This is a genomic window from Candidatus Chloroploca mongolica, assembly GCF_004762035.2.
In the GTDB taxonomy this organism is placed as follows: domain Bacteria; phylum Chloroflexota; class Chloroflexia; order Chloroflexales; family Chloroflexaceae; genus Chloroploca; species Chloroploca mongolica.
The window spans coordinates 34,561-58,217 of sequence record NZ_SIJK02000009.1; the positions used below are offsets into that span (position 1 = coordinate 34,561).

16 protein-coding genes are annotated in these 23,657 nt (G+C 57.3%); 12 read left to right on the forward strand and 4 right to left on the reverse strand.

Annotation, left to right across the window (positions count from 1 at the left end; translation table 11 throughout):
• Positions 1-94 precede the first annotated feature (94 nt).
• Together ilvB and EYB53_RS06990 are read right to left on the reverse strand one after the other, a co-directional pair.
• Entirely contained in the window at positions 95-1,840 is a 1,746-nt protein-coding gene (gene ilvB, locus EYB53_RS06985; protein ID WP_135477491.1) for a biosynthetic-type acetolactate synthase large subunit, read from the reverse strand.
• Positions 1,841-2,265: 425 nt separating this feature from the next.
• Complete coding sequence (locus EYB53_RS06990; RefSeq protein WP_135477492.1) at positions 2,266-3,267, reverse strand: galactose-1-phosphate uridylyltransferase; 1,002 nt, start codon at positions 3,265-3,267, stop codon at positions 2,266-2,268.
• Positions 3,268-3,471: 204 nt separating this feature from the next.
• Here EYB53_RS06990 and EYB53_RS06995 point away from each other — a divergent pair, with 204 nt between their 5' ends.
• Positions 3,472-5,025, forward strand: a complete 1,554-nt coding sequence (locus EYB53_RS06995; protein ID WP_135477493.1) for an ABC transporter ATP-binding protein — start codon at positions 3,472-3,474, stop codon at positions 5,023-5,025.
• Positions 5,026-5,041: 16 nt separating this feature from the next.
• Entirely contained in the window at positions 5,042-6,184 is a 1,143-nt protein-coding gene (locus EYB53_RS07000) for an ABC transporter permease (protein WP_135477494.1), read from the forward strand.
• A gap of 60 nt (positions 6,185-6,244) precedes the next feature.
• On the opposite strand, the gene EYB53_RS07005 is transcribed toward EYB53_RS07000, so the two are convergent.
• Entirely contained in the window at positions 6,245-9,142 is a 2,898-nt protein-coding gene (locus EYB53_RS07005; RefSeq protein ID WP_167857295.1) for a histidine kinase N-terminal 7TM domain-containing protein, read from the reverse strand.
• Positions 9,143-9,258: 116 nt separating this feature from the next.
• Between EYB53_RS07005 and EYB53_RS07010 the strand changes: the two genes are divergently transcribed.
• Positions 9,259-11,574, forward strand: a complete 2,316-nt coding sequence (locus EYB53_RS07010) for a xanthine dehydrogenase family protein molybdopterin-binding subunit (RefSeq protein ID WP_135477496.1) — start codon at positions 9,259-9,261, stop codon at positions 11,572-11,574.
• 101 nt (positions 11,575-11,675) lie between these two features.
• Here the strand turns inward: EYB53_RS07010 and EYB53_RS07015 are convergent, their stop codons facing one another.
• Positions 11,676-12,344, reverse strand: a complete 669-nt coding sequence (locus tag EYB53_RS07015) for a CBS and ACT domain-containing protein (protein WP_254150945.1) — start codon at positions 12,342-12,344, stop codon at positions 11,676-11,678.
• Positions 12,345-12,558: 214 nt separating this feature from the next.
• On the opposite strand from EYB53_RS07015, the gene EYB53_RS07020 reads away from it, so the two are divergent.
• From EYB53_RS07020 to EYB53_RS07060, 9 genes are all read left to right on the forward strand, one after another.
• A complete protein-coding gene (locus EYB53_RS07020) occupies positions 12,559-13,743 on the forward strand; it encodes an acetyl-CoA C-acetyltransferase (protein ID WP_135477497.1) in 1,185 nt (394 codons plus the stop codon).
• A 60-nt stretch (positions 13,744-13,803) separates the two neighbouring features.
• The gene (locus tag EYB53_RS07025) at positions 13,804-14,736 is read left to right on the forward strand and encodes a cation diffusion facilitator family transporter (RefSeq protein WP_135477498.1); all 933 of its coding nucleotides are present in this window, start codon (positions 13,804-13,806) and stop codon (positions 14,734-14,736) included.
• 9 nt (positions 14,737-14,745) lie between these two features.
• Positions 14,746-15,558, forward strand: a complete 813-nt coding sequence (locus EYB53_RS07030; protein ID WP_135477499.1) for a biotin--[acetyl-CoA-carboxylase] ligase — start codon at positions 14,746-14,748, stop codon at positions 15,556-15,558.
• 131 nt (positions 15,559-15,689) lie between these two features.
• Complete coding sequence (locus EYB53_RS07035; protein ID WP_135477500.1) at positions 15,690-16,781, forward strand: LCP family protein; 1,092 nt, start codon at positions 15,690-15,692, stop codon at positions 16,779-16,781.
• Positions 16,782-16,798: 17 nt separating this feature from the next.
• Positions 16,799-18,343, forward strand: a complete 1,545-nt coding sequence (gene murJ / locus EYB53_RS07040) for a murein biosynthesis integral membrane protein MurJ (protein WP_371879078.1) — start codon at positions 16,799-16,801, stop codon at positions 18,341-18,343.
• Between the two features lie 79 nt (positions 18,344-18,422).
• Positions 18,423-19,337 carry a hypothetical protein gene (locus tag EYB53_RS07045; RefSeq protein ID WP_135477501.1) on the forward strand — a complete coding sequence of 305 codons (915 nt, stop codon included), beginning with the start codon at positions 18,423-18,425 and terminating at the stop codon, positions 19,335-19,337.
• A 20-nt stretch (positions 19,338-19,357) separates the two neighbouring features.
• On the forward strand, positions 19,358-21,292 hold the full coding sequence (gyrB, locus tag EYB53_RS07050; RefSeq protein ID WP_135477502.1) for a DNA topoisomerase (ATP-hydrolyzing) subunit B: 1,935 nt from the start codon (positions 19,358-19,360) through the stop codon (positions 21,290-21,292).
• Positions 21,293-21,306: 14 nt separating this feature from the next.
• Positions 21,307-22,269, forward strand: coding sequence for a nucleotidyl transferase AbiEii/AbiGii toxin family protein (locus EYB53_RS07055; protein WP_209949589.1), 963 nt, complete (start codon positions 21,307-21,309; stop codon positions 22,267-22,269).
• Between the two features lie 268 nt (positions 22,270-22,537).
• Positions 22,538-23,542, forward strand: a complete 1,005-nt coding sequence (locus EYB53_RS07060; protein WP_167857296.1) for a GGDEF domain-containing protein — start codon at positions 22,538-22,540, stop codon at positions 23,540-23,542.
• Positions 23,543-23,657 lie beyond the last annotated feature (115 nt).

The window sequence follows — 23,657 nt, forward strand, 5'->3', positions numbered from 1 at the left end:
GTTGTGCTGGCGAACAGGGCGTGTGGGAGCAACGGCCCCACTCGCCAAGTCATGCGCACGAGACCTCAGGCCTTGTGCGCATCCTGGGCGATCATTATGATGCCTGTGGGTCGACGGTGATCATATCGCCGATGGAGGCATTTTGCGGCACCATCGGGAAGACATTGACTTCGCGTTCGACGCGGAAATCGATCAAGACCGGGCCATCAGTCGCATAGGCTTCATCAATGGCGGCCTGCACCTGATCGCTATGCTCAACGGTGATGCCCTTCCAGTGATAGGCCTCGGCGAGTTTTGCGAAATCGGGGCCACTGAGGGGCGTCCCACTATAGCGCTTATTCTCGAAGAGCTCTTGCCACTGACGAACCATCCCAAGGTAGCCATTGTTAATGATGGCTACCTTGATATTCTTGATCCCTTCCTGATGAATCGTCGCCATCTCTTGATTGGTCATCTGGAAGCCACCATCGCCACAGATTACCCAGATCGTCTCATCGGGATGGGCAATCGCGACGCCCAGCGAGGCGGGCACCGAGAAGCCCATGGTTGCGGCCCCACCCGAGGTGATATGGGTGCGTGGCCCGGCGTTCCAATCCATCAACTGGGCCGCCCACATCTGATGTTGACCAACATCGGTCACCACGCGATAGTTACCGCGCAGGGCAAGCGTCTGATTGATTTTCTGGTAGACATCATGCGGGGGCAGGGTCATATGGAGGGTATCGGCGCGATTGACATACTGCTGCTTGCCCTGATGTTTGTCTTGCATCTCGCGGATATGTTCCATCCAATCCGAGGCCGCGCTATGCAGGTCAGCCAGTTCTTCGCGGGCGGGCATCTCTTCAAGCAGGGCGAGCAAGGTTGCGCGGGCATCACCGACGATGGGCACCGTCACCTTGACATTCTTGCCAATTTCGGAGGGATCGATATCAACGTGAATCACTTTGGCATTGGGCGCAAAGGTACTGGCCTTGCCGGTCACGCGGTCATCAAAGCGCCCACCGATATTAAAGAGCACATCGCAGGTCTGGATGGCCCGATTGACATGCACCCACCCGTGCATCCCAGGCATGCCAATGCTGAGGGGATGTTCTTCAGGGAACGAGCCAATGCCGTGGAGCGTCGTAATCACCGGAATGCGCAACTTCTCGGCGAAGTGGCGCAGTTCATCGGCGGCCCCCGACATAATCACGCCATTACCGGCGATAATCAAAGGTTTTTTGGCCTGGAGGAGCAGCTTGAGCGCTTCGCGGATCTGTTTACGATTGGGCTGATAGGTAGGCTTGTAGCCGGGCAAATTGAGCTTGACATCCCAGTTGGGCACGATACTCTTTTGCATCGCATCCTTGGTAATATCAATCAAGACCGGGCCGGGGCGACCAGTGGTAGCAATATGGATGGCCTCTTTGAAGACATAGGGCAGTTCATTCGCATCCTTGACCAGATAATTGTGCTTGGTAATAGGCATCGTAATGCCAGTGATATCGGTCTCCTGGAAGGCATCCTTGCCCAGCACGTGGCTCCCAACCTGCCCACAGATCGCCAGCAGCGGTGTACTATCCATCATCGCATCGGCGATTGGTGTGACCAGATTCGTCACCCCGGGGCCACTGGTACCGATACAGACACCGATACGCCCGGTCGAACGTGCATACCCTTCGGCGGCGTGGCCTGCGCCCTGTTCGTGCCGACAGAGCACGTGGCGCAACCGATCACGATACTCCCACATCGCAAAATAGAATGGCATGATGGCCCCACCAGGGATGCCAAACATCACCTCGACCCCCTCGCGGATGAGTGCCTCACACATGATCTGGGCACCGGTCATTTGTTCGGACATGAGCCGTTCCTCCTGACGTTGCGTCTATGTACGACCTGCTGCAAGGCAGTGCGACGATAGACTGGTGACATTAAAAAACCCCCTGGTCGCATCCAGGAGGTTTAGTCTCGCTCACTCTACCAGGCCCGCAGGCTCAACCCCCTAAACGCGTTTGCTCCACCCGATAAGGAGGAGTACAAGACCGCTAATAAGGAGTACGAGCACTGATCTGGGAGCCATAAGGGTATTTTCAATCCTTAGATATTGTTCTATCGAACGGAGTTAAGGATACCACAGGTATGGAGGTACTGTCAAACGCGTGAAAGCTTCCGGGAAGCTGTCTGTCTGGCGTGCGTGCAAGACTTTTCGTCGTACCCTGTTGCCGTCCTATAACCCCGTTCCTTGCGAAAAAGCCAGCAACGCTGGCTTTTTCGCAAGGAACGGGGTTATGGTTGCGGTTCTTCGCGGAGGAAGGCGGCGCACTGTTCAGGGAGGGCAGGATTGATCCAGACCCCGCTGCCTAGTTCGAAGCCGGCACTGCGACTGAGGCGGGGGATGATGGCAATATACCAGTGAAAGTAGCCATTTTCTGGCTCTTTGGTTGGCGTTGTGCGAATGATCATGTTGTAGTCGGGATCATTCAGATGGCTATAGAGGCGGAAGAGCACATCACGGATGAGTGGTGCAAGATGCATCATCTCTTCGTCGGAGGCGTTGAGAAAGCTCGCACGATGATAGCGAGGCAGGATCCAGATATGGAAGGGTGAAGACGAAGCATAGAGCACAAAGGCGACATAATGATCATTGATCGCAACAATGCGTTCGCCACTAGTCAATTCATCATGGAGCATCGTACAAAAGACGCACTGGCCGGTATCATCAAAGAAGCGACGGGCTTCTTCGATGCGGTGGCGGATATTGCCAGGCACAATGGGGAGGCCGATAATCTGGCTGTGGGTATGGGGTAATGAAGCCCCGGCTCGTTCGCCGTGGTTTTTGAAAAAGACGATCTGTTCGATGCGCGTATCGCTGGCAATTTGCTGCCCCCGGCGGCGATACATCAGCAACACATCGCGCACTTCTTCGTCGGTCATCAACGCGAGCGTCGCATTATGCAGGCGATGCTCAACCAGAACCTCGTGATAGCCAATGCCCGTAATGCGGCGTTCCACGCCATTGAACACCCTGGCGAGCGAGCCGTCGTGGGCCAGGGCGGGATACTTATTGCGTACAACACGCGTTGTCCACGGGCCATCCTCGGGGTCGCGGCAGACCTCAAGATCCAGTTCTTCATTGCCGACACAGAAAGGGCATGCCGGGTCGTGTTCGTGGCGCTCGTGGGTGCGGACGCGATTGCTTGCTTCGGCGTAGGCATTGGGACGGCGTGCCCGCTCGCTGGCAATAATGACCCATTCGCGGGTTGCAATGTTTTGCCGTAGCTCGGCCATGGGCGTTATGATCCTAGGCGCGGCCTCCGGTGGCCGTACGGTCTCTTCCCTTCCCGCACAGCATTGCACGGAGGGATGGCATATGCACCGCCCCTATTGTAGCCGTAAGCACCTGCTCTGCGCAAGGGGCGTACCGATAGAGATACAGTGATTTATGTTACAATACGAAAACTACATGGCTTTTGCCCCCCCAAGAGGTGCGCTGTGACCCAGAATGGCCAGGATCGCCCGGTGGTACTGGAGGCGCGCGGGATTACCAAGCGTTTTCCTGGTGTGGTTGCGAATGATAATGTCTCGCTCAAGCTCTTGCATGGCGAGGTACTTGCGCTGCTTGGCGAAAATGGCGCAGGCAAATCCACCCTGATGAATATCCTCTATGGCCTTTATAGTCAAGATGAGGGTGAGATTTTTGTCAATGGTGCCCCGTTACGTGTGAATAGTCCTCACGAGTCGATTGAGCGTGGCATTGGCATGGTGCATCAGCACTTTCAGCTCGTGCCGGTGATGACGGTGACCGAGAATGTTATTCTTGGGAATGAGGTCATGCGCCGCGGTCTGCTTGATCGACGCCAGGCCGGGCAGCGCATTCGTGAAATTTCGCAACAGTATGGCTTGCCTGTTGAGCCGGAGGCGCTGATTGCTGATCTTGATGTTGGTGCCCAGCAGCGCGTCGAGATTATCAAGGCGCTGTATCGGAACGCCGATATTTTGATTCTCGATGAACCAACGGCGGTGCTGACGCCGCAAGAGGCCGATGATCTGGTGCGCGTGATGCGTACCCTGACGGCGCAAGGCAAATCGCTGATCTTTATTACCCATAAATTGCGTGAAGTGCTTGAGGTTGCCGATCGCATTATGGTGTTGCGAGGTGGACGGGTTGTTGGTGAGACGACGCCCGCCGAGGCGACTGAGGCGAGTCTTGCTTCGTTGATGGTTGGGCGCACTGTGTTGTTGCGGGTTGACAAAGAAGCTGCGCGTCCCGGGGCTCCGGTACTTGAGGTACGGAACTTGCAGGTACGCGATGACCGTCAGTTGATGGCGGTCAATGATGTGAGCTTTGAGGTTCATGCTGGCGAGATCCTTGGCATTGCCGGGGTGCAGGGCAATGGGCAGACCGAGTTGGTGCAGGCCGTGAATGGGTTGCGTTCGGCTGTTGCCGGGTCGATTCGCATTGCCGGTCAGGATGTCACACTGGCAAGTTCGCGGACGGTCAGTGAACTTGGGGTGGCCCATATTCCCGAGGATCGGCAGCGTGATGGTATTATTGCCAGTTATCCTTTGACGGATAATGGGGTGCTCGAATATTACTATCGTGAGCCGTTTGCCCGTGGCATTGTCCGCAATGAGCAGGAGGTGACCAAGCACGCGCAAGACCTGGTGACGCGCTTTGATGTACGTACCCCAGGGGTGCATGTTTCGGCGAGTTCGTTGAGTGGCGGCAATCAGCAGAAATTCATTGTGGCGCGCGAATTCTCGCATCCCCTGAAGCTCTTGATTGCGGCTCAGCCGACCCGTGGCATTGACGTTGGCTCAATTGAGTTTATTCACAATCAGATTGTGCATAAACGTGATGAGGGCGTGGCCGTGCTGGTGGTATCAGCTGAACTTGATGAGATCCTGGCGCTCTCGGATCGCATCGCGGTGATGTATCACGGGCGGGTCGTCGCGATTGTCAACAATGGTGATCTCTCCCGTGAGCAACTGGGCCTCTTGATGGCCGGGGTGAGCCTCACAGAGGCGATGGTCTTGCAACAGTAGATGAGCGGAGTTTCGCATGGCCGTTGAGGGACGTACTCCTGAACCTGCGCAACCGGCGGGTTTCCGTGCTTTCTGGGCACGCTATTCGCCGTTGTTTGTGCCAATTCTGGCTGTGATTACGGCCTTGATCGTCGGGGCGGTGATTATCGGTATGACCGGGGGCGATTGGCTCGCTGCGTATATCGGGCTCTGGCAAGGTGCGTTTGGCTCGCCACGGGCGCTGGCGAATACGGTAATCCGCAGTACCCCTTATATTATCTGTGGTCTGGCCGTGGCACTTGCCTTCAAGTCGGGTCTCTTCAATATCGGCGCTGAAGGCCAACTCTATGCCGGGGCGATGTGTGCCGTGGTGATTGGAACAACACTCCAGTTGCCACCGATTTTCCATATTCCGATGGGCATTGTGGCAGGTGCTGTGGGTGGGGCTGCGTGGGCGGCGATTGCCGGTATTCTCAAGGCGCGGACAGGGGCGCACGAGGTGATCAATACGATCATGCTCAACTATATCGCTCTGCGGCTTACCGACTGGCTGATCCGGAGCCGTCAGCCGCTGTTACTTGGCGATCCGCTTGATACCAGCAGTTCGCGTACCCCGTTTATTGCCGAGTCGATGCGTCTGCCCAATATCCGCCTCGGCGAGACGACGGCGTTGCATGCTGGCATTCTGATGGCGATCATTCTTGTCTTTGTGGTGGCCTGGTTCTTGAATCGCACCACGATTGGCTTTGAGTTGCGCACCTCGGGCACCAATCCGAATGCGGCGAAGTATGCCGGCATCAGTGTTCCCAAAACGATTGTCCTTGCCATGGTGCTCTCGGGCAGCCTGGCTGGTCTGGCGGGGGCCGGTGAGGTGATGGGTGTGCGTTATGCCGTGAGCACCGATTTTATTTCGGGCGTCGGCTTTGATGCGATTGCTGTGGCGCTGCTGGCGCGCTCGAATCCGATTGGCATTCTCTTTTCCGGGTTGCTCTGGGGGGCTTTGCTCACCGGGGCACGGTTGATGCAGGTGCGCGCCGGGATTTCTATTGATGTGATCCGCATTATCCAGGCGCTCATCATTATGTTCATCGCCGCTGACCAGATTGTACGCTGGCTCTACCGTATTCCCCAACGCAAACCCGGCGAAGAGGTGTTGATCAGCAAGGGCTGGGGAGGGTAGATGATCTTCATGTACTCCTCTGCGTAGCAGCAGCTTGGCCGCTGCTACGCAGAGGTCTCTTCACGTTGTTTGCTCGAGCGCGTCAAGCAAGGTGATCATGTCGTCATAGGCGAATTCATAGGCCATCGCTTCGATCTGCTGGGCAACCGAAGCTTCGAAGGGTTTGATCTGCGTGGCGAGTGCATTGATCGCGCTCAGGTCGCCCATCACGATGGCGTCGCGTAGCTGATGCAACAGCGCTGGTGGGATCATTTGCGTGGGTGCAAGCAGGGTATGATCGAACCAGATCGCTCGGTTGCCCAGTGGGGTCATGCCTGGCTCGGTCTTGATGGTCTGATATTGTACGCCTGTATGTTTTTGGAGCAGCCTCAAGATCGTATGCTCGTGCAATGGAATCTTGATCACCTCGTCGCAGCCAGCAGCTAGAAGAGCGTGTTGATCCTCTTCGCTGATGCTGCTTGTGAACCCGACGATGGTGGTGTTGGTTCCTGGAAAGGTCTTGATCTGGCGTGTGATCGCGAAACCATCAATGTCTGGCAAGTTCATCGTGAGGAAGATGACATGGGGGTTCCATGCCTGCCAGATGCGTAAGGCAGCGTAGCCGCTCTCGGCTTCACTCACCTGAAAGCCAAGGGGGGCCAGCATCCGTACGAGCAGACGTCGGCTGCTGTTCTGGTCATCAACGACGAGCAGGCGATACGCTGGTTGCCCCGGGGCCAGGCCGATGACGCGCTGGCTGGCTGGTCGCTTTGCTGCCGCAAGCTCACTGCACTGCTCAGCGGTGATTGAACAGGTAAAGATGGCCCCCTGCCCAACCGTACTGGTCACGGTAAGGTCACCACCCATCAATTGGGCATAATGTCGGCTGATGGCAAGTCCCAGTCCTGAACCCTCTTTGGCCTTGTGCCCAGCTTCGGCTTGCACAAAAGGTGCAAAGATGCTGGTGAGTTCCGCCGGGCTTAGCCCTGGTCCAGTGTCTTCGATGGCGAAGGTGAGTATGCAGCATGCCTCTTCGCTGCTTTCATGAAGCCTGCGCAGCATTCCTTGTGGTGCCGCTGACGTGAACGGATTGCTGTGGATCTGGAGCGTGACCGAGCCGTGCTGCGTAAACTTGATCGCATTCGAGAGCAGGTTGATCAAGATCTGGCGGAGCTTGATTTCGTCAAGCCGCACCATTTCCGGGAGGTCTGCGCTATACTCAAAGGCGAAGTGAAGCCCTTTCTGCCGTGCGCGTAGGGCAAACATATCGTGCAGTTCCTTGAGCATATGCGCGAGATGTACCTCACTCTGATGGATCTGCATCCGCCCTGCTTCGATCTTCGACAGATCGAGCACATCGTTGATCAAAGCCAACAGGTGCTCGCCGCTCCGATGGACAATCGCCAGATCGTGTTGCTGGTCGGGGCTGAGATTGGGGGCTCGCTGCAACAGATTGGTAAAGCCGAGAATTGCGTTCAGTGGCGTGCGTAGCTCGTGACTCATATTGGCGAGCAGCAGACTCTTGGCGCGATTCGCCGTTTCGGCGGCGTCCCGCGCCTCTCTAAGCGCATCTTCGGCCTGTTTTCGCTCGGTGATCTCGAGCTTGACGGCAACAAAATTGCTGATGTTGCTTTGGCTGTCAAAGATCGGTGAAATGGAGGCCGATTCCCAGTAGACCGAGCCATCCTTGCGGTGATTGCAAAATTCGCCCTCCCATGCGCGTCCGGCCAGCAGCGTTTGCCAGAGATCGACATGGGTCGCAGTGGGGGTGTACGGAGTTTTCAAAATCCGGGGACTCTGACCCCGGGCTTCTTCAAAGGTATAGCCGGTGACACGGGTAAACTTGGGATTGACATACTCGATAGCCCCGCTCGTATCGGTAATCACGACCGAAGCAGGACTCTGTTCGACGGCTCGTTGAAATTTGCGCAGGGTACGTTCAGCCTGGCGTCGCTCGGTAATATCACGCAAGACGAGGATCAGCCCGTTAAACGGATCATTCTGGTGCGCGAGGTTGGTAATCTGAACGTCGTAATGCCGTTTCTGGCCTTCAACCTCGTGGATCAATTCGATATTATCAAAGTCATGCTCAGCATCCAGGGTCACATTGAGCTTGAGGGAGGGCAGGATGACGTCGAGTGATGCCCCGATCATCTCGTTAAGCGGTTTGCCTAGAATGCGGAGGGCTGAAGGGTTTGCCTGCACCAGTTGAGAGGTGCGATCAAGCACAAGCACGCCGTCGGGGAGCCGCTGGATCAGCGTCTCTTGGGCCACAGGTGTCAGCGTAAAACGATGGTACTGTGACAATGTCCAGGCCAGGATCGCACCGGCAAAGACATACCCAAACGGAACCATGGTGACCTGAAATTGGGTAAAGGGATGGATAAACGTGAAGAGATCAGTGATATGGAGTACGAGGACGGCGAGCATCAAGAGCCATCCCTGCCCACGGTAGGCATTTTGATAGGTCAGCATTGCGTGGGTTAAAATGAGATAGACGGCTGCAAGCAGCAGATAGCTATAGAGCATGTGGACACCGAACCAGTCACCATAGACCCGTAGAGGGATAAGCCACATGCCAACGGTTGTCACGGGATACTCTTGCCAGAGTAACTGGTGGAATGGATTGGTCCAGGTGAGAACAAGCGTAATGAGGGGAATCGTGGCGAGTGGCCCAAGCACCGCTGGACGAACCAGGTTATGTCGTCCGGTGTACTCAAGCACAAAGACAACCAGCCCGAAGGTAACAAAGGCAACAAATGAGAAGCGGATCTGATTCATCATTGCTTTGAGCGCCAGATCGCGTACCCACAACTCAAAGAACCAGAAGATCATCCAGCCCAGGGCCGGGATGATCATCCAGAGGTGACTCCGGGCGAGCATCATCTCACGATGACGGATAATGTAGACGAGAATGCTTGCCAGGATGCCAATTGCAAGCAGGATCGTGTAGCTATAGAAGTTGAAGAACCAGTCCATGAGACCACCTTCGAACTCTGGTCGGGACAGGCGTAAGGGGAATGCAGGCCCGAGCTTTTGGCTTGAGTATACCATTCGGTTATTACGAAAGACATCATTATTGAAAGGCTTATCCCATGGCATACGCCCGCATGATGGGTGCTGAGGTTAAACGGAACGAAGATCCACGCTTGATTCAGGGGGCCGGTACCTATGTTGGTGATCTCAAGCTTCCTGGGATGCTCTATGTCGCAGTGGTACGGAGCCCCTATGCTCACGCGTCGGTGCTCGGCTTTGACCTGGCCGAGGCGCTGGCAATGCCGGGTGTGGTGACGATTGTGACGGGCAGCGATCTGCTGGATCAATGTCAGCCGTTGCCTCTGGCGACCTCGGGCGAAGGTGAGCATGGTGAGGTGAGTTATACGGGGAGGACGCGCTATACCCTGGCCGTCGAGCGCGTGCGTTATGTTGGTGAGGCGGTCGCGGCGGTTGTTGCTGCGTCATATGCCGAGGCGGTTGATGCCGCCTATGCGGTCGTCGTTGACTATGACCCCTTGCCGGTCGTTGCTGATCCATTGCGGGCGCTGGAGCCAGATGCGCCAATGATTTTTACCGGATTACCCGATAATCTTGATCATCGTCGTCGCCGTCAGCGAGGTGACGTTGTTACCGCCTTTGCCAATGCCCATCGCCTTGTGCGTCAGCGCATGGTCAATCAACGCCTGTGCGGCTTTCCGCTTGAGGGTCGGGCCGTCGTTGCGGTGCCAGATCACATGACGGGTGGCTTGACCGTCTATACAAGCACGCAGACGCCGCATCAGATCCGGAGTGAACTGGCCAAAGTCTTGCGCATGAATACCAGCCAGATTCGCGTGATTGCGCCTGATGTTGGTGGAGGCTTTGGGGTCAAGATCGGCCTCTACCCGGAGGAGGTGTTGTGTGCCGCGTTGGCTCAGCGGCTCAAGGCCCCGGTGCGTTGGGTGGAAGAGCGGATGGAGCACATGCAGGCGACGACCCACGGGCGCGGCCAGGTGGCCGAGCTTGAGGCGGCGGTTGAAGCGGATGGCACGGTGACGGCGCTGCGCATGCAGATCATCGCTGACCTGGGTGCCTACCCGCTGGCCCCAGGCCTGCCCGATCTTACCACGGCGATGGGCGTTGGGGTATACAAGATTCCGGCCGTGGATCTCGAAGCGCTCTCGGTCTATACCAACACCACCCCGGTTGCGGCCTACCGTGGTGCGGGGCGGCCCGAGGCGGCCTATTATATCGAGCGATTGATGGACTGCATTGCCGTTGAACTTGGGCTTGATCCGGTAGCAGTGCGTCGGCGGAACTTCATCCCGCCCGACGCTTTTCCCTACAAGACCCCGACTGGTTTGACCTACGATACCGGCGAGTATGATCGGGCGCTCAGCAAAGCGTTGGAACTGGCGTGTTACGAGGAATTGCGCCGTGAACAGGCGGCCCGTCGCCAGGCAGATGATCCGGTTGCCCTTGGCATTGGTCTTGCCTGCTATGTCGAAATGTGTGGCTTTGGCCCCTACGAGAGTGCGCAGATCAAAGTTGAGCCGACTGGCTCGGTGACGGTGACGACCGGCATTTCGCCGCACGGCCAGGGCACCGGGACGACCTTTGCGCAGATTGTGGCTGACCAGATCGGTGCCGATTTTGCGCAGATCGTCGTGCGTCACGGCGATACGGCGACAACACCGATGGGCATTGGCACGATGGGTTCGCGCTCGCTGGCCGTTGGAGGCGGGGCCTTGATGCGTGCGGCGGAGGTCATTCGGGCCAAAGCGATGCGCTTGGCCGCCTATATGCTCGAAGTGACTCCCGAAGAGATTGAACTGGTCGAGGGGCGCTATCAAGAGCGAGGTGTCCCGAGCAATAGCTTGACCCTGGCCGACCTTGCCCACCGAGCGTACAGCAATAAACTCCCGCCCGACCTTGATCCGGGCCTGGAGGCGACCGACTATTTTCGGCCACCCGAATTAATCTACCCCTTTGGTGCCCATGTGGCGGTCGTCGAAGTTGACCTGGCGACCGGCAACGTTCACCTGCGCAACTACTACTCGGTTGACGACTGTGGCCCGCGCATCAGCCCGATCATTGTGGCCGGCCAGGTGCATGGCGGCTTAGCGCAGGGCATTGCCCAGGCGCTGCTGGAAGAGGTTGTCTATGATGCCAACGGACAATTGCTGACCGGTTCTCTGATGGACTATGCCATTCCACGGGCCGACATCTTCCCGCCCTTTACGCTGGACAAAACTGAAACGCCGACGCCGCTCAACCCGCTAGGCGTCAAAGGCATTGGCGAAGCCGCCACCATTGGTTCGACCCCGGCGATCACCAACGCCGTCATTGACGCCCTTGCGCACCTGGGTATTCGCCATCTTGATATGCCGCTGCGTTCCGAAAAGATCTGGCGTGCGGTGCGAGCGAGGGAGTAGGGTGCTCTTTCAGGATGCCAGCGAGGCTGGCATCCTGAAAGAGGTATTGCAAAGGCCGCCTCCGGCGGTGGGGTATGGAGCGGTGAAGCCGCTCTAATGGCTCAGGGGTGGGTGATGCGAATATCAACGACCTGCTCGACGATGGGCGTAATGAGCGCACGCACCTGATCTGGGGTAAGGCCGTGAACCTTGAAGGTAACGGTACTATTTGCTGAGGTATCACCGGCGAAGGTACCGAGGGCAAGAATATTGCCACCAGCGCTGGCAAGCGCCTGGGTAAGCCTGGCGAGTTGACCGGGCTCATCCACCATATGGACTGCACAGCGTACGCCTGCGTCGCGGGCCCCCATCAGTTCAAGCAGAATCTTGAAGAGATCGGTCTCGGTGATCATTCCGACGACATCACTATTGCGCACCACCGGCAAGCCGCCGATGCGCTGATCGGCCATAATGCGTGACGCTTCTTCGATCGGCGTATCTTCGGTAACGGTCAGGACATGCCGGTTCATATAGGACTCGACCGTCAATTTGCTCAACAGATAGTTGAGTTCCCACACGCTCAAGGTTGTTGCCTGTGATGGCGATGCATTGAGCAGATCCTTCATCGAAACGATGCCAACCAAGCGTCCATGGTGAATCACCGGTGCGCGGCGGATGTGTTCGGTGCGCATCAAGTGCAGCGCATCGTGGATCGTGGTTTCAGGTGTTACACTAATGACTGGATGACTCATGCGTTCCCCGACGAACATGGCTACCTCCTCGTACGCCATGCTGGCACCATTGGTCTCATGTGCCATTGCCAGCAATGGATTGATAACAACATTGTACTATAGCATAGATGCTTGATTTTGTTTGGTTCATTTTGGCGGCGAAGCCGCCAAAATGAACCAAACACTGGGGTTTGGGGCGCACTGGCAGCGGGGGGTGGGCGTATCCAGTATAATGGTCTCTTAACGTAGCTGTGGTGAAGGTTGAGGAGCGCATATGGACGATGTCGTCATTGTGGGGGCTGCAAGGACACCGATTGGGAGATTCAATGGTGCGTATGCAGGGGTGTCTGCGGTCGATCTTGGTGCTGCTGCGATTCGTGCTGCTGTGAGTCGGGCGGGCATTGACCCTGCTCTGGTCGACGAGTGCATTATGGGCAATGTGGTGAGTACGGCGCTCGGCCAGGCCCCGGCTCGTCAGGCGGCGATCAAGGGTGGGTTGCCGCATACAGTCGGGGGCTTGACGATCAACAAAGTGTGTGGCAGTAGTCTGAAAGCGGTGATGCTTGCCGCCGCTATGATCCGTGCGGGTGAAGCCGAGGTGATTGTGGCCGGTGGGATGGAGCATATGAGCGGGGCACCGTATGCGTTGCCCAGTGCGCGTCATGGCTATCGTCTTGGCAACGGCGAGTTGCTTGATGTGATGGTGCATGATGGGCTCTGGTGTGCGTTTGAGCATCAGCATATGGGGGTTGCGGCTGAATGGATTGCGCGGACGCAACGGGTGACGCGCACACAGCAGGATACGTTTGCGTTGCAGTCACACGAGCGGGCGGTTGCGGCAAGCGATGCTGGTCGTTTTGCCGCCGAGATTGCGCCCGTGGTGGTGCCAGGCCCCAAGGGGACGACGCTGACAATCGAGCATGACGAGAACCCACGGCGTGATACGAATCTCGCGTCATTGGGCAAGTTGCGCCCGGCTTTTGCCGAACAGGGAAGTGTGACCGCTGGCAATGCGCCTGGCATTACCGATGGAGCGGCGGCCGTCGTAGTGATGGGGGCGACACGGGCGGCTCAGCTTGGTTTGACGCCACTGGCGCGTCTCGACCAGATGGCGCAGGCGGCAGTGCCTCCACTCGAGGTCTTTACGGCACCGCCTTTTGCGCTTGAGAAGGTGATGGCGCGGGCCGGACGGATCGTTGATGACTACGATCTCTTTGAAATCAACGAGGCGTTTGCGGCCCAGGTGATTGCGAATATTCGGGTCGCCGGTCTTGACCCCGACCGGGTGAATGTCAACGGTGGCGCGATTGCGCTTGGGCACCCGATCGGGGCCAGCGGGGCTCGTTTGCTCGTGACCTTGATCTATGCGTTGCGCGAGCGCGGTGGGCAACGGGGGATCGCTGCGCTCTGTTTGGGTGGCGGCGAGGCTGTGGCTCTTGGGATCGAGCGCGTGGCTTGACGTGAGCGTATTTGAGATGGTATTGCGTCTAGGCCGCGAGTACTAAGTGATGGTGATCTAATGATGAGAGCGCCCGCACGAGCGTCACTGGTTCGGTATGCATGGCTGTCGATCAGCGCCTCGGTGATTGTGATTGGCTTGAAAACTGGGGCCTATCTGATCACGGGCTCGGTCGGCTTGCTCTCGGATGCGCTTGAGTCGGTGACGAACCTTGTTGCTGCTGTGGTGGCGCTCGTTGTTCTGACGATTGCTGCGCGCCCACCTGATGAGGAGCATGCGTATGGTCACGACAAGGCCGAATACTTTTCGAGTGGCGTTGAAGGCGGGTTGATTCTGCTGGCGGCGGTAACGATTATGTATACCGCCGCTCGACGCTTGCTCGACCCGCAGCCAATTGAAGGGGTCGGGCTTGGTCTGGTGATTGCGATCGTTGCGTCGCTGATCAATCTGGGTGTCGCTCGTATTCTGATGCAAGCCGGTAAGCAGCATAACTCGATTACCCTGGAGGCCGATGGGCACCACTTGATGACAGATGTCTGGACGTCAGTGGGTGTCGTTGTGGGGGTTGGTGCCGTGGCGCTGACTGGTTGGCATCGTCTCGATCCAATGATTGCGATCATTGTGGCCGCCAATATTATCTGGTCCGGGTTCAAATTGCTGCAACGCTCGGCGCTGGGCTTGCTTGATACGGCGGTGCCTCTGCCGGAACGCTCGCAGGTGATGGCGATCCTCGATGCCTACGCGGCGCGTGATGGGGTTCAGTTCCATGCATTGCGGACGCGGCAGGCTGCTTCGCGTCGTTTTGTTTCGGTGCATGTTCTGGTGCCTGGCTGGTGGACCGTCATGCATGGGCATCGGCTGATTGAAGAGATCGAGCGTGATGTGTGTGAGGCCTTGCCCGGTACGACTTTTTTTACCCACCTCGAACCACTTGATGATCCACTCTCGTTTGCCGATCAGCAACTTGATCGGGAGAAATTTATTCAGAAATAAGCATTTCATATGACACCAGGTCTTGATGCTACGATCCTTGCCCATGCCCTCCGTTCGTTATCGTTGCCGCGTACGGTCTATACCTATGGCAGTGTTGGTTCGACAATGGATCTGGCGCGACCGCTGCTGAAAACATTGCCGCCTGAGCAGTTCCCCGTTTTGCTGGTCGCAGACGAGCAACGCACCGGGCGTGGACGAATGGGGCGCCCATGGATGGCGCCACCGGGCACCGCCTTGCTCGTGTCGCTGGTGTTGCAACCGACCTGGTTGCAACCTGCCGAAGCGGTCTATCTGGTCTGGATGGCGGCGGTCGCACTCTGTGAAGCAATCGAGACCGTCACCCCGCTGCAACCGGTGCTCAAGTGGCCGAACGATCTTTTGCTGCCCGTGGGGGCACCGCCTGCGCTCACCCTGGCCAAGGTGGCCGGATTGTTGTTGGAAGTCAACAGCACCGTGGATCACCTGGCGTGGGCGATCATTGGCTGTGGGGTCAACCTGACGTCGGCCCCGCCAGCCGACCAGACGCGGTATCCCGCGACGAGTCTGGCGGCTGCCGGAGTGGAGGTTGATCGGATGGCGCTGCTGATCGCACTGATGCAGCGGATCGATGGGTGGTATCAGCGGCTTGCTGCGGGTGAGCGTGATGCACTCTTTGGGGCCTGGCGGTCACGTCTGGTGACCCTGGGTCAGCAGGTTCGCATTGAGACCGCTGCTGGTCTGGTGAGTGGCCTGGCCGAGCAGGTTGAGCCTGATGGAACCCTGCTGGTGCGTCAGGCGAGTGGGGAACTTTGTCCAGTAACGACGGGGGATGTGGGCTTATAGTGCTGCCGCTCTACAACTCACTCGTGAGGACTTGCCGCCCCGAACTTCGCGTTGCAATGTTGTCACTGGATGGCCTATAATAGACAGGGTAACAAAATAACGAATTGCCTTTATCCAGGAGATGCGTAGATATGCCGTTTTCGCGAAGGCGCCTTGTTTTTAGCGCCGTGGCCGTCAGTGGCCTGCTTGTAGTCGCCCTGTTGCTACGTCTCGGCTTTCAATGGCGTCAGGCAATTGCTGATATCGACTCGATGATCGTGACCTCTGACCCTGTTGATGTCCAGGGCGGATCATCATTTCAATACAACGAATGGTCAACAGCTGACCTCCTCTCGAAACAGTCAGCGCGGATGACGCATCATGATGCACCGCCACAGTCGGTCGCCGTGCAACCAGCGCCTACGCTGACCGAATCAACCCTCAATATCTTATTGCTTGGCACTGATGCTCGTCCTGGTGATGTTGATCCAACCCGTACTGATGGGATTATTCTGGTGCGGATTGACCGCGAGAATGGGCGGGTCAGTATGCTCTCGTTGCCTCGCGATCTCTGGGTGACGTATCCGACCGGTACGTCGGGGCGCATCAATGCGGCTTATGCTGTAGGTGAGTTGCAGCTCGGCGCAGGAGGTGGGGCGGCGGTCGCGAAAGCAACAGTTGGCCGCTTGCTCAATCTTGAAGTTGACAACTATGTCATGCTTAATTTTGAGAGCTTTCGGAACTTGATTGATTATATCGATGGCATTGAAGTTGATGTGCCTGAGGCGATCTTTGATCCCAGATTTCCGACTGAGGACTATGGCATAATCGAAGTTCGTTTCGAAGCGGGGCGCCAGTGGTTTGACGGTGAACGCGCGTTGACCTATGCGCGCACACGCAATGTTGATAGTGATTTTGGCCGTAATCAACGCCAACAATTAGTGCTCATTGCTATTTTTGAGCGTCTGAGCCAGCGCGGGATGCTCGATCGGATCATCGGAGTCGATAACTATACCCAGATGATGCGCGGTTATGTGCAGACCGATCTGAGTCGGCGGCAGATTCTGGCGCTAGCCAATTTTGCTGGCGAGATCAGCATTGAAGATTTGCACCGGTATGCGATTGATTCGCGCATGATTGTTGAACTGAATGATCCGGCGACGTTTGCGGCTGAACCCGTAGCCTTGCGGCGGGTGGTGCGCGAGTTTACTGGTGAGACCGTGCCGACAGCTGGTGGCAATTAGTGGCTGATGCGCCCTCTGTGCGTGGAACTGAGCCGGGCGGAGCGCTGCGTGGTGTGGCGATCGCGGCGGTGCTGATTGCTCTTGGCAATATCGCGAGCCGCATGGTTGGCTTTCTGCGTGATAGTACGATTGCCTTCTATTTCGCCCGCGGGGTCGAGGTTGATGCCTTCCAGGTGGCCTGGACGGTGCCGAGCACGATCTATGATCTGTTGATTGCGGGGGCGGTGAGTGCCGCGCTGGTTCCCGTCTTTTCGTCGTATGCCGAAGGCGACCACGACGAGTTCTGGCGGGTGATCTCGGGGGTTTTCACGGTTGCTCTGGCTGCCTTGACTGCGCTGACGGCGCTGGCCGTCTGGCAGGCCCCGCTGGTGGTGGCCCTGCTGACGCGCCCCGACCAGGCCGAGTTGCGGGCGCTCGCGACGCCGCTGGTGCGTCTGTTGATGCCGGCCGTCCTGTTGATGGGCTTGTCGGGACTGGCGACGGCGGTGCTCCATGCTCAGCAGCGATTTCTTTTGCCTGCCTTTGTGATGGTAACTTTCAATGTTGGTATGGTCGCAGGCATTGTGCTGCTCCACGATCGCTTTGGCATCAACAGCCTGGCGTTTGGGGCGTTGATTGGCGCCGTTGGGCAGGTGCTGTTGCAGATCCCAGGCTTGCGCGGTGCCCGGTTACGTCTGGGTAGCGGGTTGGATCATCCGGCGCTGCGCCGGATCTTGCGCCTCTATGCGCCGGTGGCCCTGGGAATCGGGTTTTCGGTGTTGGGCACCGTGATTGACCGCTGGCTCGCCTCGGGCTATGAAGCGGCACTGGGTACGATGCGTTATGCAACGACGTTGATCCAGTTTCCGCTGGGCCTTGTTGCTTCGGCGGTGGCGCTGGCGGTCTTGCCGACGCTGGCGCGTCAGAGTGAGGCACGGGATGAGGCGAGTTTTCAGACGACCCTGGCAATGGGGCTCAAGGTGGTGCTGCTGTTGATCTTGCCAGCGACGGCGGGTCTGCTTGTGCTTGCCGAGCCGCTGGTGGCCCTGACCTATGAACGGGGGCGGTTTTCGGCGGCTGACACAGCGGCGACGGCGATGGCCTTGCGTTTCTATCTGCCGGGTTTGCCGGCCGCAGCGCTTGATCAAGTCTTGATTTTTGCCTTCTATGCCCGCAAAAATACGCTGACCCCCAACCTGATCCAGGGTGCCGCCATCGGGGTCTATTTGCTGGTCGCCTTGCCCCTGATCTGGTTCACGCAACTTGGTTTTCTTGGTCTGGTACTGGCCAACTCGGCGCAATGGATCGGGCATGCCGTGATTACGGGGGTCTTGTTGACCCGAACCGTACCGCTGCGCGGCCTGCGCCTTGGCGAGGCCGCCCTGAAAGGCGTTGGGGCCAGTGGCGTCATGGCCGCTGCGGTCGTGGCCCTCGCGCTGCTCACCGCGAATCTCCCGCTGGTCGTCCAGATTCTGGTGGCAGGAACTGGTGGAATCCTGAGCTATCTCGTGCTTTGCCTGACCTTCCGCATCGAAGCGGCCGGTTTTTTCTTCCAGACCCTCAGGGCTCGCGTGCAACGGTGATAAATCGCACAAACATGCGCTTTCTTCTTTTCAGATCGGCCTGAGTATGGTATAATAGAATATCAACGAGGAGGCCGGATTGAGCATTGCAACGCCTAAAAACCTGTCTCTGACTGACATCATCAGTGCAGGCTACCGTGCGCTCCATCGCAGGCTCTGGGTGATGTTGATCCCGGCCCTGGTAAGTGGGTACCTCTGGCTTGGGGCGCCGATTGCGCTGACACCGCTGGCGACAGGCGTGCAAGCTGATCTGGCGATGGTCGGAGAACTAATTGGGCAAGAGGGAGAAGGGGTGCGTCTCGCGCAGGCGGTATTGATGACCGATCTGCGTTTAGCGCTTGCCTGGCTCAATTTTGTCCCGATGCTTGCGCCAACGGAAGGGCCAGTTGTGCCGCTTATGGGCATAGAGCACGAGGTGAACTGGCCGCGCATGCTGCTGACGATTGGGGTGGTCAATGTGCTGGCGCTGGTGTTCAGTAGCTATTTTTTGACCTTATTGAGTGAAGCCGTCAGTGGGGTCTATCTGCCGCTCGTGGGTTCGCTGCAGCGGGCATTGGCAGTGGCGCTTGCGCTGGTGGGGTACTGGTTGGTCCTGGCTGGGATTGGGTTGTTGCTGGCTCTGCCCTTTCTGGCGCTTTCGATTATTGTGATTGTGGCCTTGCCGGGGACGGCGCTGGCGATTCTGTTAGCCTGGTATATTGTGCTCTTCTGGGCGTATATTTATACCTGCTTTGCGCCCGAGGCGATTCTGCTGAGTCGGGTCGGGCCGTTGCAGGCGATTGTCGCAAGCATCAACATTGTCCGTCACAATCTGGCTGAAACCCTGATGCTGCTCTTGCTCAACCTGTTGATTGTCAATGGTCTGGGGCTTGTCTGGCGGCAACTTGCCGCGATGCCGGTCGGTTTGCCGGTGGCGCTGCTTGGCAGCGCGTATATTGGGAGTGGCCTGACGGCTGCTCGGATGGAGTTTTATCGTGCGCATCTTGCGCGATAGCATAGAGGATAGAGCGTTGTATGAATGACGAGCAGACTTCTTCCACTGAACCTCAGGGGTATGATGCGAGCCAGATCACGGTGCTCGAGGGGCTTGATGCGGTGCGGAAACGCCCGGGGATGTATATCGGGCCAACCGACATGAATGGCCTGCACCATATGATCAAAGAAGTAGTGGACAATTCGGTTGACGAAGCACTTGCTGGTCACGCTGATCGCATTACCATCACGATCCATAAAGATTTATCGATTCAAGTGACTGATAATGGTCGCGGTATTCCCGTTGATATTCACCCCAAGCACAAGGTCTCGGCGTTGCAACTTGCCGCAACTGAGTTGCATGCCGGGGGCAAGTTTGGCGATGGGGGCTATAAAGTCTCGTCGGGCTTGCACGGGGTGGGTCTTTCGGTGGTGAATGCACTTTCTGAATGGATGCGTGCCGAAGTGCGTCGCCACGGCAAGCTCTGGGTGCAAGAGTATCGCATTGGCAAACCCCAGGGTGCGGTGAAAGCCGTGGGCCTGGCTGAGGGTACGGGAACGTCGATCCATTTTATGCCTGATGTGGCCATCTTCAAAGAAGGCATTGAATATAACTTTAAGGCGCTGTCTCAGCGTTTTCGTGAAATGGCCTATCTGACCAAGGGTCTGCATTTTGCCTTTACTGATGAACGTAGCGATCAAGAAGTGCATTTCTATTTTGAGGGTGGCATTGTCAGTTATGTGCGCCACTTGAACAAAGATCGAACCTTGTTGCATAAGCAGCCCTTCTATGCCGAAAATACGGTCAATGATGTGGCCGTCGAAGTGGCAATGCAGTATACCGACTCGTATGATACTGACTCGGTGTATGCGTTTGCGAATAATATCAATAATACTGACGGTGGTGCCCATCTCTCGGGTTTTCGTACGGCCCTGACCCGTGTGATCAATACCTATGCCCGTGCCAAGAGCATTCTGAAAGAGAATGAATCTAATCTGACTGGTGAAGATGTGCGTGAGGGTCTGACCGCAGTGATTAGTGTCAAGCTGAAAGATCCCCTCTTTAGCTCGCAGACCAAAGAAAAACTGGTTAGCCCTGAAGCAGCAGGTGCGGTTGCGACGGTGCTTGGCGATCATCTGGCGGCCTGGCTTGATGAGAATCCTGGCGAGGCCCGGCGGGTGATTGAGAAGGTGTTGAGCGCAGCGCGAACGCGGTTGGCGGTTCAGAAAGTGAAAGAGACCTCACGCAAGAGTGCGATGGAGGGGTTTGCCCTGCCAGGCAAATTGGCCGATTGTTCTGATACCAATCCAGCGCGCAGCGAGCTCTATATTGTTGAGGGTGACAGCGCAGGTGGCACGGCCAAGCAGGGGCGCGACCGGCGCTTCCAGGCGATTCTGCCGCTTCGTGGCAAGATCCTCAATGTTGAGCGTAGCCGCCTCGACAAGATGCTCTCGAATACCGAGGTACGGGCCTTGATTACGGCGATTGGTACCCCCATCGGTGAACAGTTCAATGCTGATAAATTGCGGTATCATCGCATTCTGCTGATGACCGATGCCGATGTGGACGGGAGCCATATCCGCACGCTGTTGCTCACCTTCTTCTTTCGGCATATGCGCCAGTTGATCAGCAGTGGGCATCTCTATATTGCGCAGCCGCCGCTCTATCGGATCAAACATGGCAAAGAGCAGGTCTATACCTATTCAGATAACGAGCGTGATGCGTATTTGTCCAAGCTCCCCGAAGAAACGCGGCAGCGCGTTGGCATCCAGCGCTACAAAGGCCTCGGTGAAATGAATGCCGAGCAACTCTGGGAGACAACGATGAACCCCGAGAACCGCGTGATTCTCCAGGTAACCATCGAAGATGCCCAGCGCGCCGACGAGACGTTCACGATGCTGATGGGTGACCTGGTGCCCCCGCGGCGTAAATTTATCCAGACGCATGCGTCAGAGGTGGTTGATCTGGATGTCTAGTCGGGGGAAGGTCGTTGGATATACCATTTTCTGGTAAACCCCTGCTCTTGGAGGCACCGCGTGGCGCTATGCTGCCCCAGCCGCTTGCAGGTGATACCCCCGCCCATCTTGAAGCGGGGGTTATCGCCACGCTCCGCACGCTGACGCCTGTGCGCAAACTGGAACTGGCTCGAGCGATGAATCAGATGGCTGATCGCCTGGCGCTGGCCGGTATTCAGCAGCGGATGCCTGAGGTAACGATGCACGAGTGGGCCTATGCGCTGGCTCTCCAACGGCTCACGTTGGAACGACGGCCTTATGGTGCAGCTGTTCTTGAAGGAATTCCGCTTATGCCGACTCCTGTTGATCCGCTTGCGTTGGCGTTGCGTCTTGGCGCATTGCTTGATGCCCAGGCCATCCCCTATGTCATCGTTGGCTCAATGGCTGCTGTTGTCCACGGCGAGTACCGTACGACGCGCGATATCGACGTAGTGGTGAACCTGTCTGCTCAGAACGTGCGAGTGTTCGTCGAAGGGCTGCGTGAGGATTTTACCTTTCTCTTGAGCGACATTACCGACGCGCTCCTCCGTCTTCCTGAAGCACGGGATGATGGGCAGCAGCGGGCAAGTTTTTGTGCCTACGACAAGACGACGGGCTTCCAGCTAGATGTGTACCTCTTTTCGGGGCGTCCGTTCGAGGTGGCCCAGTTTCAGCGGGCACAGGTGGTAAACATCGCCGGTGAGCCGGGTGGAGCGCTGCGTGTAGCGAGTGCTGAAGATACAGTGCTGGCCAAGCTAGAATGGTACAGCCTTGCCCCATCTGATCGCCAGTGGCGGGATGTGCAGGCCATCCTGCGGGTACAGGATGATGCGCTCGATCAAGCTTATCTTCTTCAGTGGGCCGACGCACTTGGGTTCGCTGAGTTGCTAACCTGGGCGTTGCGAGGTCAGCAACCGCCCCTGGCTGGTGATGAGCCTCGCCAGCAGCGGTTGTTCTGAACAAGCACTTTTTCTTGCGCGTGAAAAAAGCCAGCGTAGCTGGCTTTTTTCCCGCGCAAACATGACTCTCCGTACTTTTCGCCAGGTCTTTTGCCAAGATCGCACGGTTGTATCCCGTATTCCTACGGATAGACGCGGCTTGCCGGTGTGCGTACACTGAAGATGTCTGAAGTACGCTCACCTCTTTATTCCCCTCGTACCTTCCCAGAGTTCACTTCATACAATGCAAAGGCACACTTCTTGGCTGTACCTGGATTGGAGAAGGCTCATGGGGAAAAGCAATTTGCTGCGACCTGAGGATTATGCCAGCACTGGGTCAGTTCAGTCTCTGCCTGAGCAGGCAATCTATGCGCAGATGACAGCGAGTCTCGCGCAGTGTGCATCGTTGCCGGAAGCCTACGCAATCATCGCCGAGAGTGTGCAACGCCTTTTTCCTGGTGATGATGGCACCCTCTATATGCGCCAGACCATACCAGGGGCACTTGAGCCGGTCGCCCGGTGGAGCGCGTTTCCTGATGATGGTACCCTGGTTTTACCAACGACTCCATTCTCACTCTGTATGCCGTTGATTGTGCAGCAACAGGTTCACGGCATGCTGCATGTGCGGATCAACGTCCCCGTGTCGGCTCCCCTCTTGCTTGATCCTTTGCTTGAAGCCCGGCGGCGGCTCTGTGCGACCCTGGTCGAATATGCAGTGGAGGGTCTCGCACAGGTGCAGCGCCGTCTCTCTGCGTACGACGAGAGCATGCATGATCCCGTGACCGGCTTGGCCAGGCCCCAGGCGCTGCCCAGATTGCTGGGAATCAAGCTTTTTGAGCCATCCGCGTATCCGATTAGCCTGGTGCTGATCGGTGTGGATGGCTATCCTGTTGTTGCCGAGGCTGATGTTGCCACCACGAGTGCGCAGGTAACCCAGGCGGTGAGTCGCTTGCTGACCGCCCGTGTTCATCCTGATGACCTCGTCTGCCATTATGGTGACGGGCTTTTTCTGCTGGTGATAACTGGGGAAGACCGCACAGGTGTCACCGAACGGGCCGAGGCTATCCGGCACGCTATCGCTGCGCGGAAGCTGTGCCCGAATGCCACGGCAACAGTCAAGCTCACGGTTTCGGTTGGCATTGCCACCATCATTGCACCTGGGACACGGCTTGACGAAGCGCTCAGCGCGGCTGAACTGGCCCTCTACTGTGCGCGCCATGCCGGTGGCAATCAGGTGGTGGTTGGCGAAGAACTTGGTCACGAAGTTGATGCATATATGCGCATGATGCGGTAGTATACGCACAGATCGTGAACATCCTATCAGGGGCGAAACAGGGTTGGTCTCGTATTGAGACCCGCGTTGTTTCGCCCTTGCTGGTCATGCTCTGCTGGAAGGTAGTGGGGCCTTC

Bases quoted from the DNA above. Each gene is read 5' to 3' on its own strand.
- ilvB (WP_135477491.1), bottom strand. From the start codon at position 1,840: ATGTCCGAACAAATGACCGGTGCCCAGATCATGTGTGAGGCACTCATC.
- EYB53_RS06990 (WP_135477492.1), bottom strand. From the start codon at position 3,267: ATGGCCGAGCTACGGCAAAACATTGCAACCCGCGAATGGGTCATTATT.
- EYB53_RS07000 (WP_135477494.1), top strand. From the start codon at position 5,042: ATGGCCGTTGAGGGACGTACTCCTGAACCTGCGCAACCGGCGGGTTTC.
- EYB53_RS07005 (WP_167857295.1), bottom strand. From the start codon at position 9,142: ATGGACTGGTTCTTCAACTTCTATAGCTACACGATCCTGCTTGCAATT.
- EYB53_RS07010 (WP_135477496.1), top strand. From the start codon at position 9,259: ATGGCATACGCCCGCATGATGGGTGCTGAGGTTAAACGGAACGAAGAT.
- EYB53_RS07015 (WP_254150945.1), bottom strand. From the start codon at position 12,344: ATGGCGTACGAGGAGGTAGCCATGTTCGTCGGGGAACGCATGAGTCAT.
- EYB53_RS07020 (WP_135477497.1), top strand. From the start codon at position 12,559: ATGGACGATGTCGTCATTGTGGGGGCTGCAAGGACACCGATTGGGAGA.
- EYB53_RS07025 (WP_135477498.1), top strand. From the start codon at position 13,804: ATGATGAGAGCGCCCGCACGAGCGTCACTGGTTCGGTATGCATGGCTG.
- EYB53_RS07030 (WP_135477499.1), top strand. From the start codon at position 14,746: ATGACACCAGGTCTTGATGCTACGATCCTTGCCCATGCCCTCCGTTCG.
- EYB53_RS07035 (WP_135477500.1), top strand. From the start codon at position 15,690: ATGCCGTTTTCGCGAAGGCGCCTTGTTTTTAGCGCCGTGGCCGTCAGT.
- gyrB (WP_135477502.1), top strand. From the start codon at position 19,358: ATGAATGACGAGCAGACTTCTTCCACTGAACCTCAGGGGTATGATGCG.
- EYB53_RS07060 (WP_167857296.1), top strand. From the start codon at position 22,538: ATGGGGAAAAGCAATTTGCTGCGACCTGAGGATTATGCCAGCACTGGG.